The 12,457-nt window shown below is 59.1% G+C and carries 9 protein-coding genes and 2 riboswitches; of the genes, 7 read left to right on the top strand and 2 right to left on the bottom strand.

Annotated elements, in window-relative coordinates; translation table 11 throughout:
• Positions 1 to 31: 31 nt before the first annotated feature.
• Entirely contained in the window at positions 32 to 454 is a 423-nt protein-coding gene (locus tag AC1DF8_RS20210; RefSeq protein WP_007820334.1) for a MerR family transcriptional regulator, read from the bottom strand.
• A 71-nt stretch (positions 455 to 525) separates the two neighbouring features.
• Here AC1DF8_RS20210 and AC1DF8_RS20205 point away from each other — a divergent pair, with 71 nt between their 5' ends.
• The 7 genes from AC1DF8_RS20205 to AC1DF8_RS20175 all read left to right on the top strand — a co-directional run bounded on the left by AC1DF8_RS20205 (position 526) and on the right by AC1DF8_RS20175 (position 11,290).
• The gene (locus AC1DF8_RS20205; RefSeq protein ID WP_478154610.1) at positions 526 to 2,829 is read left to right on the top strand and encodes a heavy metal translocating P-type ATPase; all 2,304 of its coding nucleotides are present in this window, start codon (positions 526 to 528) and stop codon (positions 2,827 to 2,829) included.
• Positions 2,830 to 2,869: 40 nt separating this feature from the next.
• Positions 2,870 to 3,074: riboswitch (cobalamin riboswitch) on the top strand.
• A 107-nt stretch (positions 3,075 to 3,181) separates the two neighbouring features.
• Positions 3,182 to 5,506, top strand: coding sequence for a 5-methyltetrahydropteroyltriglutamate--homocysteine S-methyltransferase (gene metE / locus AC1DF8_RS20200; RefSeq protein WP_478154608.1), 2,325 nt, complete (start codon positions 3,182 to 3,184; stop codon positions 5,504 to 5,506).
• A gap of 178 nt (positions 5,507 to 5,684) precedes the next feature.
• Positions 5,685 to 5,911, top strand: a riboswitch (cobalamin riboswitch).
• Positions 5,912 to 6,174: 263 nt separating this feature from the next.
• On the top strand, positions 6,175 to 6,396 hold the full coding sequence (gene nrdH / locus AC1DF8_RS20195) for a glutaredoxin-like protein NrdH (protein ID WP_112544456.1): 222 nt from the start codon (positions 6,175 to 6,177) through the stop codon (positions 6,394 to 6,396).
• A gap of 13 nt (positions 6,397 to 6,409) precedes the next feature.
• Positions 6,410 to 6,811 (top strand): class Ib ribonucleoside-diphosphate reductase assembly flavoprotein NrdI, encoded by a 402-nt coding sequence (gene nrdI / locus AC1DF8_RS20190; protein WP_113117846.1) that lies wholly within the window; start codon positions 6,410 to 6,412, stop codon positions 6,809 to 6,811.
• Positions 6,790 to 8,958, top strand: a complete 2,169-nt coding sequence (gene nrdE, locus AC1DF8_RS20185) for a class 1b ribonucleoside-diphosphate reductase subunit alpha (protein WP_112968675.1) — start codon at positions 6,790 to 6,792, stop codon at positions 8,956 to 8,958. Before nrdI ends, nrdE begins: the two co-directional genes overlap by 22 nt.
• A 16-nt stretch (positions 8,959 to 8,974) precedes the next feature.
• The gene (gene nrdF / locus AC1DF8_RS20180) at positions 8,975 to 9,949 is read left to right on the top strand and encodes a class 1b ribonucleoside-diphosphate reductase subunit beta (RefSeq protein WP_112544450.1); all 975 of its coding nucleotides are present in this window, start codon (positions 8,975 to 8,977) and stop codon (positions 9,947 to 9,949) included.
• 93 nt (positions 9,950 to 10,042) lie between these two features.
• Positions 10,043 to 11,290: an adenylate/guanylate cyclase domain-containing protein gene (locus AC1DF8_RS20175; protein ID WP_478154605.1), complete on the top strand. Its 1,248-nt coding sequence runs from the start codon at positions 10,043 to 10,045 to the stop codon at positions 11,288 to 11,290.
• Here AC1DF8_RS20175 and AC1DF8_RS20170 read toward each other — a convergent pair.
• The gene (locus tag AC1DF8_RS20170) at positions 11,287 to 12,339 is read right to left on the bottom strand and encodes a LacI family transcriptional regulator (RefSeq protein WP_113211853.1); all 1,053 of its coding nucleotides are present in this window, start codon (positions 12,337 to 12,339) and stop codon (positions 11,287 to 11,289) included. The genes AC1DF8_RS20175 and AC1DF8_RS20170 overlap by 4 nt on opposite strands.
• Between the last annotated feature and the right edge of the window lie 118 nt (positions 12,340 to 12,457).

The raw sequence follows: 12,457 nt of genomic DNA, 5'->3' as shown, positions 1-12,457 counted from the left end.
TCTTGGCGTGGGCACTCGGCGAGCGCAAGTCTCAGTGATGTGGATGCACGCACTTGCCGTGATCGGCCAGCACCTCGATGACCCGGCATTGATCGACGCGGCCATGGCCACAGCCTTCGACCATCTGCTCCAGCTCGGCCTTCAGGGCATTGAGGCTGCGGATGCGCTGTTCAACCTCTATGAGACGAGCTTTTGCGATGGCATCGGCCGAAGCGCAGGACTGGTGGGGATCATCCTGAAGCTGCAGCAGGGTGCGGATTGCCTCGATCTCGAAGCCAAGTTCGCGGGCGTGGCGGATGAAGGCAAGACGGTTGAGGTCGGAAGGTTCGTAGGAACGTTGGTTGCCTTCGCTACGACTTGGCGCAGATAGCAGACCGATACCCTCATAATAGCGGATCGTCGGCACTTTGACGCCGCTTTGGCGGGCGGCTTCACCGATGGTGATCTTTTTCATGATTTTCCTCTTGCACCTCTAGTCGCTAGAGGATGTAGGAACGATACTGCCTACAAGCAAGGATCGAAATCATGAGCGAAGCAGCACAGGCACGGTACCGGGTTGGCGGCATGGATTGCGCCGCCTGCGCAACAAAGATCGATACGGCCGTCAGGCGTGTGCCCGGCGTCGAAGACGTCTCCGTATCGGTGACGGCGGGCACGATGACAGTGCGCCACGATGGCAGCAGCGATCTCAAAGCGATCGAAAAAAAGGTTACCGGCCTCGGCTATTCGGTTGCTCCGCTCACGGGCAAGGCTCCTGTCCGGGAAAGCAAGACCGATCATGATCATGCGGATCACGACCACGATCATGACCACGGGTATGATCATGATCACCATGGTCATGAGCATGATGATCACGACCACGAAGGTCACGACCACGATCATGCTGGTCATGATCACGCCGATCACGGGCATTCGCATGGCGCCGAGGAAGTCGAGGGGTTGCACGGCCATGATCATGGGCCGATGACCGGTCCCTGGTGGCAGAGCAAGAAGGGCCGATTGACGATCCTTTCGGGACTTGCACTCGTCGTTGCCTATGTCGTGGGCCATCTGGTGCCTTCGGTTGCTCCGTATGCTTTCATCATCGCCATGCTGGTGGGGCTGATGCCGATCGCGCGTCGCGCGGTCATGGCCGCACTTTCCGGCACGCCCTTTTCCATCGAAATGCTGATGACGATTGCCGCTGTTGGCGCGGTCATCATCAATGCCGGTGAAGAGGCAGCGACGGTCGTGTTCCTGTTCCTCGTCGGCGAATTGCTGGAAGGGGTTGCCGCCGGCAAGGCGCGCGCCAGCATCCAGTCGCTGACGACGCTGGTGCCGAAGAACGCACTGCTCGAGGCGGCTGGCGAAGTGAAGGAAGTGCCGGCCGAGACGCTTGCGGTCGGTTCCATCATTCTCGTGCGGCCGGGAGACCGGATTTCCGCCGACGGCACCATTCTTTCCGGTGAAAGCGCGATCGACGAGGCGCCGGTGACGGGCGAAAGCACGCCGGTGCGCAAGGGCGCAGGCGAAACGGTGTTTGCCGGCACGGTGAATGGCGACGCTGCATTGCGCGTCCGTGTCACGGCCGCTGCCGAGGACAATACGATTGCCCGCGTCGTCAAGCTTGTAGAGGAGGCCCAGGAATCGAAGGCACCGACGGAACGCTTCATCGATCGTTTCTCCCGCTACTATACGCCTGGTGTGGTCGTCGTGGCGGCCCTGGTCGCCGTTCTGCCGCCGCTGCTGATGGGCGGAGCATGGGGCGAATGGATCTACAAGGGACTCGCGATCCTTTTGATCGGCTGCCCCTGCGCGCTGGTCATTTCCACGCCGGCAGCGATTGCCGCCTCGCTTTCGGCGGGTGCGCGCCGCGGTCTGCTGATGAAGGGCGGAGCGGTTCTGGAATCGCTCGGCAAGGTGACGGCTGTTGCCTTCGATAAAACCGGTACGCTGACCGAAGGCAAGCCGCAGGTCACGGATATCATCGCCTATGGGCGCTCGGAGGCTGAGGTGCTTTCCCGTGCTGCCGTCCTCGAGCAGGGCTCCAGCCATCCGCTGGCGCTGGCGATCCTCAACCGTGCCAAGGCCGATGCCGTGCCCGTGCCGCCGGCCTTCGAAGTGGAAGCGCTGCCCGGCAAGGGCATGACCGGCAAGGTTGGGGGCGAGACGCTCGATCTTCTGTCGCCGCCGGCCACGCGCGAGCGCGGGGCGCTGAATGCCGAACAGGATGAGCGGGTCGCGGCACTGAATGGTGCGGGCAAGAGCGTCTCGGTACTGCTCATCAATGGTGTCGCCGCCGGTCTCATCGCCATGCGCGACGAACCACGCGACGACGCCAAGAGCGGGCTTGCGACGCTGAAGGCAGCAGGCGTGCGCGCCATCATGTTGACCGGCGACAACAAGCGCACGGCAGCAGCCGTTGCCGGTGACCTCGGCATCGACTGGCGCGGCGAGCTGCTGCCGCAGGACAAGCAGCGCATTGTTGGCGAATTGAAGAAGGAAGGATTGTTCGTTGCCAAGGTCGGTGACGGCATCAATGATGCGCCTGCACTTGCCGCAGCCGATGTCGGCATCGCCATGGGCGGCGGCACCGACGTCGCGCTGGAAACGGCGGATGCGGCGGTACTGCATGGGCGTGTCGGCGACGTTGCCCGCATGATCGACCTTTCGAAGCGGACGATGCGGAATATCTTCCAGAACATCACCATCGCGCTCGGGCTGAAGGCCGTGTTCCTGGTCACCACCATCGTCGGTATTACCGGCCTGTGGCCAGCGATCCTCGCGGATACAGGCGCGACCGTGCTGGTGACGATGAATGCACTTCGCCTTCTTCGCATAAAGATATAAAGATTTCTTTATGTCATCTTGACGATCGGATGCGACAGGTGCATGCTTGTCGCATCGTGGTTCTCTGGATTTGACGATCCTGAGCTAAGAGGGAATTCGGTGAGGCTAACGCCAAGACCGAAGCTGCCCCCGCAACTGTAAGCGGATAGACACCGTCCTTCGACGTCACTGGGAAGACGCCTGGGAAGACTGGACGGTGTTGAGGACCCGCAAGCCAGGAGACCTGCCGCGATAGATAACGTCCACGGGCGGGGTGTCCCGGTGTGCCGCTTTGCGCGAGACGGCACGTCTGTAGCCACACCTCGTCGATGCGTTGCGCCTGAGCCTTGCCCATAACCTTCGGGGTAAGGAAATGACCATCAAGACTGCAAATCTCGGCTTTCCCAGGATCGGAAAGCATCGCGAACTCAAATTCGCACTTGAAAGCTATTGGGCCGACAAGTCCGATGCCGGCGTGCTTCTCGATGTCGGCAAGCGGCTGCGGGCGCAAAACTGGACCCTGCAGAAAGAGAAGGGGATCGATATCATCCCCTCCAACGATTTCTCGTTCTATGACCATGTGCTCGACACGACTGTCATGGTCGGCGCCATACCTTCGGCCTATGGCTGGAAGGGCGGGCCTGTTGCGCTCGATACCTATTTCGCCATGGCACGCGGCTCGACCGGCGAAGAGGCGCATGCCGATTGCGGCCATCAGCATCACCACGGTCATGGCGTGCCAGCGCTGGAAATGACCAAGTGGTTCGACACAAACTACCACTACATGGTGCCGGAACTCGGTCCCGATCAATCCTTCGCGCTGACCGTAAACAGGCCGCTCGATGCCTTCATCGAGGCGAAGACGCTTGGAATCCACACACGGCCAGTCATCCTCGGCCCTGTCACCTTCCTGAAACTCGCCAAGGGAACCGAGGAAGGTTTTGCACCGATCAGCCTGCTTGAACGCCTGTTGCCTGTTTATGCGAGGGTGCTTGCGGAACTGAGCGCTGCCGGTGCCGACTGGGTGCAGATCGACGAACCGTGCCTGGTGCTGGATCTCTCAGGAGAAGAGCAGGCAGCATTGAAGCATGCCTATCGTGCGCTGCACGAGCTGGTACCGAACCTGAAGATCATGCTCGCCACCTATTTCGGCAATATAGGCGATAACCTGCCGACGGCGCTCGCATTGCCGGTTTCCGGCCTGCATGTCGATCTCGTTCGTGCTCCGCAGCAGATCGATGCCCTTCTCAAGGCGTCCCCCGATTTGACGCTGTCGCTCGGCATCATCGACGGACGCAATATCTGGAGGGCGGACCTTGCCGCGATCCTGAAAAAGATCGAGCCACTGGTTCAGCGCTTCGGTGCGGATGGACTGCAGATCGCGCCGTCCTGCTCGCTGCTGCATGTGCCGATCGACCTGGATCTGGAAACCGGACTGGATGAGGAACTGACGTCGTGGCTCGCTTTCGCCACCCAGAAACTCGATGAACTCTCTGCCCTCGGCAGCTCCGGCGGGGCTTATCAAGGAATTGCTGCAGCCTCTCAGGCCGTTGCCTCTCGAGCGGCTTCTCCACGTGTGCATGATCTCAAAGTCAGGCAGCGGGTCGCGGCAATCGATGAGACGATGATGACGCGGAGCAGCGGTTTTGCCGAGCGGACCAGCTTGCAGGCGCGCAAGCTTCGCCTGCCGCTCTTCCCGACAACGACGATCGGCTCCTTCCCGCAGACATCCAATGTGCGCAAGTCCCGCTCGGCCTTCGCAAAGGGTACGATCAGCGAGGCGGACTACGATGCGTTCCTGAAAAAGGAGACCGAAGCGGCGATCCGCTGGCAGGAGGAAATCGGCCTCGACGTGCTCGTCCACGGGGAATTCGAGCGTAACGACATGGTGCAGTATTTCGGTGAGCAGCTTTCCGGTTTCGCCTTTACGCAGCATGCCTGGGTGCAGAGCTACGGTTCGCGCTATGTCCGCCCGCCTATCATCTTCGGCGACGTCTCTCGGCCAAAGCCGATGACAGTCGAGTGGTGGCGCTACGCGCAGTCGCTGACGGACAAGCCGGTCAAGGGAATGCTGACCGGTCCGGTGACGATCCTCAACTGGTCCTTCGTGCGTGATGATCTTTCTCGCGCCGATGTCAGCCGGCAGATCGCTCTGGCGATCCGCGACGAAGTGCTCGATCTCGAAAAGGCGGGTGCTGCGATGATCCAGATCGACGAGGCCGCTCTCCGTGAGGGTCTGCCATTGCGCAAGGCCGACTGGAAGACCTATCTCGACTGGGCGGTCGAGAGTTTTCGCCTCTGCGCATCCGGTGTTTCCGACGAGACGCAGATCCATACGCATATGTGCTATTCGGAGTTCAACCAGATCATCGATGCCATCGCCGCGATGGATGCCGATGTGATCTCCATCGAAACCTCGCGGTCGAAGATGGAACTTCTGGAAGCCTTCCGCAGCTACAAATACCCGAACGAGATCGGCCCCGGCGTCTACGACATCCATTCGCCCCGCGTTCCGGATGTTGCTGAGATGACCGAGCTCCTCACGCTGGCGCGGAAACGTCTGACGGACGGGCAGCTCTGGATCAATCCGGATTGCGGATTGAAGACACGCAAGTGGGAAGAGGTTCGTCCGGCGCTGGTCAACATGGTTGCCGCCGCTCGGCAGTTGCGTATTGCCGCAGCGCCGACACGCGCCTGAGCGCCTAATCGATTCCTGGAGAGCCGGCTATAGAGGCCGGCTCTTCCCAATGCTGCCTTCTCCACAGCCTGCTTTCGTTAACCATTCATTAACCACGTTTTTCACAGGAATGCAGTGATTTCAAACATGCCGTAACGCGATGCACAAACCATCCGTTGACGCAAACTGGGATTCGAGTACTATATCTAGTGTTCAAGGTTCCTTCGATTCGTGAGGGTCGGGGGCTAAGATGGGAATACGGTGCGTTTCGCCATGATGGCGCGACAAAGCCGGAGCTGCCCCCGCAACTGTAAGCGGCGAGCAACTGTCCGATTTCAGGTCACTGAGGCATGAAGCTTTGGGAAGGCTGGGGGCAGGGTGCTTCGACCCGCGAGCCAGGAGACCTGCCTTGAACGAGGTATCCACGGGCGGGGTGTCCGGAAGGTCGCGTATACGCAGGCGGGTCAAATCCGCGCCTGTTGCGCTGCCCCCGAATGTCCGCTGAACACTTCGGGGTTGAAGTCATGTTGAAAGCATTAAAACCGCCGCCCGCGCAGATCGTGCGGGGGAGAGTGTTCGGCGTGTAAAGCGCCAACTTTGTCAGATCAATACCAAGCATTGCCTCGGACGCCGCAAGGCGCCCGATCCTAGTTCTGCGTCTGGAATTCATTGACATCACGAGGAACATGATGAGCGTTACCGTTTACAGCAAGCCTGCCTGCGTACAGTGCACCGCTACCTACCGCGCCCTCGACCGTCTGGGCGTCGACTACCAGATCATCGATATCTCCGAGGACGCCGAGGCGCTCGATCGCGTGCGCGGCATGGGCTACATGCAGGTTCCGGTCGTCGTTGCCGGCGAGAACCATTGGGCGGGCTTCCGTCCCGACATGATCAGCGCGCTCTCCTGACCGGAGAAAAGCGGTGGGCCTGATCGTCTATTATTCCAGCCGGTCCGAGAATACCCATCGTTTCGTCGAGAGGCTGGGACTGCGCGCGGCGCGCATTCCCGTCGGAGCTGAAGACATCCACATTCGCGAACCCTATGTGCTGATCTCGCCCACCTATTGTGGCGATGGCGGAAAAGGGGCCGTGCCCAAGCAGGTGATCCGTTTCCTCAACGATGCGGAAAACCGCTCCAACATCCGCGGCGTCATTGCTGCGGGCAACAGCAATTTCGGCGAGACCTACGGGCTTGCCGGCGACGTGATCTCGCAAAAATGCCAGGTGCCTTACCTCTACCGGTTCGAGCTCCTGGGGACTGCCGAGGATGTCGCCAATGTCAAAGATGGGATGGGACGATTTTGGACACGGGGACAAATCTGACGCGGGATGCGGGCGTCAAGCCGCTCAAGGCCGTGGAAGCGCTGGATTATCACGCGCTGAATGCGATGCTGAACCTCTATGACGATGAGGGCAAGATCCAGCTCGACAAGGACCGCATGGCGGCCAAGCAATATTTCCTGCAGCATGTGAACCAGAACACGGTGTTCTTCCATAATCTCAGGGAGAAGCTCGATTATCTGGTAACTGAAGGCTATTACGAGCAGGAAGTGCTCGACCAGTATTCCTTCAACTTCGTCCGCGACCTGTTCGACGAAGCCTATGCCAAGAAGTTCCGGTTCCCAACCTTCCTCGGCGCCTTCAAATATTACACCAGCTACACGCTGAAGACCTTCGACGGAAAGCGCTACCTGGAGCGCTATGAAGACCGTATCTGCATGGTGGCGCTAGCGCTTGCCAGAGGCAATGAACAGCTTGCCCGCGATCTGATGGAAGAGATCATCTCCGGCCGGTTCCAGCCGGCAACGCCAACCTTCCTCAATGCCGGCAAGAAGCAGCGCGGCGAACTCGTCTCCTGCTTCCTGCTGCGTGTCGAAGACAATATGGAATCGATCGGCCGCTCCATCAATTCGGCGCTGCAGCTGTCCAAGCGCGGCGGTGGTGTTGCGCTGTCCTTGACGAACATCCGCGAGGCCGGTGCGCCGATCAAGCAGATCGAAAACCAGTCTTCCGGCATCATTCCCGTCATGAAGCTGCTGGAAGACTCGTTCTCCTACGCCAACCAGCTTGGTGCACGGCAGGGGGCAGGTGCCGTCTATCTCAACGCGCACCACCCCGATATCATGCGCTTCCTCGATACAAAGCGCGAAAATGCCGATGAGAAGATCCGCATCAAGACGCTATCGCTCGGCGTCGTCGTGCCTGACATCACCTTCGAGCTCGCCAAGAACAATGAGGATATGTACCTCTTCTCGCCCTATGACGTGGAGCGGGTCTATGGCGTCCCGTTCACCGAGATATCGGTGACGGAAAAGTATCGCGAGATGGTGGCGGATGCCCGTATCACCAAGAAGAAGATCAAGGCCCGCGAATTCTTCCAGGTGATCGCCGAAATACAGTTCGAGAGCGGCTATCCCTACATCATGTTCGAAGACACGGTGAACCGCGCGAACCCGATCGCCGGCCGCATCAGCATGAGCAACCTCTGCTCGGAAATCCTACAGGTGAGCGAGGCCAGCGAATTCAACGACGACCTTTCCTACAAGACGATGGGCAAGGATATTTCCTGCAATCTCGGCTCGCTGAATATCGCCATGGCGATGGATTCATCCGATTTCGGCAAGACGATCGAAACCTCGATCCGCGCGCTGACGGCCGTTTCCGACATGAGCCATATCTCTTCGGTGCCTTCGATCGAGAAGGGCAATGACGATAGCCATGCGATCGGCTTGGGACAGATGAACCTGCATGGCTATCTTGCCCGCGAGCGCATCCATTACGGTTCGGAAGAAGGCGTCGATTTCACCAATATGTATTTCTACACGGTGACCTATCACGCTCTGCGTGCTTCCAACCGCCTGGCGGTCGAGCATGGCGCAAGTTTCAAGGGCTTCGAGAATTCGAAATATGCCTCAGGTGACTATTTCGACAAATATACCGGGCAGGAGTGGAAGCCGGCAACCGAGAAGGTGCAGGCGCTGTTCGATGACGCCGGCATTCATATCCCGACGCAGGAAGACTGGCTGGAATTGAAGAAGGTCGTCATGGCCTCCGGGCTCTATAACCAGAACCTGCAGGCGGTGCCGCCGACGGGCTCGATCTCCTACATCAATCACTCCACCTCCTCGATCCACCCGATCGTCTCGAAGATCGAGATCCGCAAGGAAGGCAAGATCGGCCGCGTCTATTATCCGGCGCCGTTCATGACCAACGACAATCTCGACTATTACGAAGATGCGTACGAGATCGGCGCGGAAAAGATCATTGATACCTATGCGGCTGCCACCCAGCATGTCGACCAGGGCCTGTCGCTGACGCTGTTCTTCCGCGACACGGCAACGACGCGCGACATCAACCGCGCCCAGATCCATGCCTGGAAGAAGGGCATCAAGACGATCTATTACATCCGTCTTCGCCAGATGGCGCTATCCGGCACCGAGGTGCAGGGCTGCGTCTCCTGTACGCTATAACCGACCGGAGAAAACCATGAACATGCAAGTCAAGCCGGTCAGCCGCGTGCGCGCCATCAACTGGAACCGTATCGAAGACGACAAGGATCTCGAAGTCTGGAACCGTCTGACCGGCAATTTCTGGCTGCCGGAAAAGGTGCCGCTGTCGAACGACATTCCGTCGTGGGGAACGCTGACGCCGGTCGAGCAGCAGCTGACGATCCGCGTCTTCACCGGGCTGACGTTGCTCGACACGATCCAGAATGGTGTCGGCTCCGTGAAGCTGATGGCGGATGCGGTCACCCCGCATGAGGAAGCAGTGCTTTCCAACATCTCCTTCATGGAAGCGGTGCATGCGCGCTCCTATTCCTCGATCTTCTCCACGCTCTGCCTCACGCCCGACGTCGACGATGCCTATCGGTGGTCGGAAGAGAATGAGTTCCTGCAGAAGAAGTCGGCGCTGATCATGGAGCACTATGCGTCCGGCGATCCCTTGAAGAAGAAGGTCGCAAGTGTCTTCCTCGAGAGCTTCCTCTTCTATTCCGGTTTCTATCTGCCGATGTACTGGTCAAGCCGCGCCAAGCTCACCAACACCGCCGACATGATCCGCCTCATTATCAGAGACGAGGCCGTGCATGGCTATTATATCGGCTACAAGTTTCAGCGCGGACTGGAAAAACTCTCAGAAGAGCGCCGGCAGGAGATCAAGGACTTCGCCTTCGATCTGCTCCTCGAACTCTACGACAACGAGGCTAGATATACGGAAGCGCTCTATGATGGCGTTGGGCTGACGGAGGACGTCAAGAAGTTCCTGCATTACAACGCCAACAAGGCGTTAATGAACCTCGGGTACGAGGCGCTGTTTCCGGCCGAAGCCTGCAAGGTCAATCCGGCAATCTTGTCTGCGCTTTCGCCGAATGCCGATGAAAACCACGACTTCTTCTCGGGTTCCGGCTCCTCCTATGTCATCGGCAAGGCGGTGGCGACCGAGGACGAAGACTGGGATTTCTGAGGTTTATCTTTACGAAGCCTCTTATCATTCGGCCCGCTATCGCCCACATTCAGCCCGATGTGTTCGTTGAATGTGGCGTAGCGGGAGTTTTTCATGAGGCCCTCTTTCGAAGCGACTGATCCGGCAAGCGAAGCTGCCGAAGGTGTCTGGCCAATCCGCAGGCGTCGAATTCTCGATTGGCTGATCAATGAGACTCGCGGCGAGCGTTTCATCGACAATATCCTAGTAGAGATGTGCAAGCGGCTGTTGGCGGCTGGCGTACCGGTGAACCGCTCCAGCCTGCATTTCCGCACCAACCATCCGCAATGGATCGGCGCCCGCATCTTGTGGGTGGAGGGCATGGAAGAGGCAAAGATCAACACCTTTGCCTACGGGGTGGAAACCACGCCGCAATTCCTCAACAGCCCGGTCAACGAGATTCATAACGGCGCCAACGAGGTGCGGAAGAACCTGGAGGATTTGTGGGAGGGCGACGATTATCCCTTCTACCAGGAACTGCGCGACGACGGCTATTCCGAATATATCGCCTGGCCGATCGATCATACGTTCGACAAGCGTCACGTCGTAACGTTCTCCACCAATAGGCCGGGCGGTTTTACCGGCGAACACGTGGATTTCCTGCGCGATCTGCTGCCGGCTCTCACTCTCGTCAGCGAGATCAGGCTCAAGAACATCATGGCGCGCACGCTGCTGCAGACCTATGTCGGTCCGCATGCGAGCGAACAGATTCTCTCCGGCGTCATCACCCGCGGCAGCGGCACGACCGTCGGTGCGGCGATCATGATCTGCGACCTGCGCGATTTCACTGCGATCTCCGATCTCTGGCCGCGCGACGACGTCATCCAGCTGCTCAATGACTATTTCGATGCCATGTCCGATCCGATCGAACGGCACGGCGGCGAAATCCTGAAGTTCATGGGCGATGGATTGCTCGCCATCTTCCCGCTGTCGAAGCCTTCTGCCTGCGAAGACCTGCTGACGGCGATCCGTGAAGGGCAGGCGGCGATGGCGAAAGTGAATGAGCAACATCAGCGCCTGGGACGTGATCCACTGCGCTATGGTGTCGGCGTCCACGTCGGCGACGTTATGTATGGTAATATCGGTTCGCGCCGGCGGCTGGATTTCACGGTCATCGGCCCGGCAGTCAACGTCGCTTCGCGGCTTGAAACCCTGACCAAGGAAGTCAGGCGGCCAGTACTGTTGTCTCGCGCTTTCGTTGAGATGGCGACCTGCACGGAAGAGATGGACAATCTCGGCACTTTTCCTCTGCGCGGGCTTGGGGAGCCGGTCGAAGTCTTCGCTTTCCGCGAAAAGCCGACAGCCGGACGTGACGCAGCTTAGGCTACCGGAAAATTGATCTGCGGCGGCAGGAGCAGGCTCTGGCTCTCTGCTGCCGGATTGCCGATGCGCTGAAGAAGCATCTGGCCGAGATGTTCGCCCGCCTCGACCAGATCCTCGTATATGGTCTCGATCTTCGGCTGCAGATGCGTGAGGAGATGCGACGTCTCCTTGGCGACGATGTCATAGTCCTCGGCCAGAATACTGCCCGCGTCACCCATGGCGCTGACGAGCGCGAGCGCAGAAACTTCACCCGGACAGACAAAACCATCGGGAACATCGGGTGCGGTGGCGCGCGCGCGGAAGAAATCTCTAATTTCATTGGCCGGCGAATCGAGCGTAACGGCTTCCGGTATCTCGTAGGCCACGCCAGCCTCGCGCACAGCGGTCATGAAGCCATGAAGGATATGCTGGCTGAAAGTGAGCCGCTTCGGCGGCATGACGACTGTAACCTTCTTCCTGCCCTTGGCGATCAGGCGCCGGGTGGCTTCGTAGGCGAAAGCATAATTGTCGTAATCGACATAGGCATGCGGTGTCGAAAACTCCGTGCGCCCGTGAGACACGAATGGGAAGCCGACCTCCTGCAGCATGCGCACCCTCGCATCGAAGGGTTCCGTCCGTGTGAAGATCAGGCCATCGGCGAAATTGTTGCGGACGATATATTCCGCCGCTTCGAGATCCGTCGTCGACAGGAAGTTCGGGGCGACGACGAGGTGATAGGATGTCTCTTTCAACACCTTGGCGATGCCGTACATGATGGCGGTGCCGAAGCCGACGACCTCCTGATGCGGATCGAGAAGGATGCTGATGACGTTTGTGCGGCCCGTCTTGAGGCGCTGGGCAGCCCGGTCCGGCAGGTAACCGATCTCGCGGGCAATGCGATGAACGCGTTCGCGGGTCTCGACCGATATTTGCGGCGCGTCGCTTAGTGCGCGCGAAACTGTCGTCACCGCGAGACCGGTCAATGTTGCGATGGTACGCAAGGTCGGCTTGCCGCGCTTTTGCGCGCCATCCGGATTTTCACCGCGTTGCAGTTGGGACGATTCGGTCACTGAGGACATTCCGTGCTGGATCGCGGCTACCATAACACGATGAAACCGGCATGCAATCGATCAATGCAAACGATTTAAATTTTTACAATTTGTTAGGCGTTTGGAAAAAACATAATAA

This window comes from Rhizobium sp. 05N49, assembly GCF_056396805.1.
Note: the sequence above shows the minus strand (reverse complement) of the source record. Positions and strands in the feature narration are given on the sequence as shown.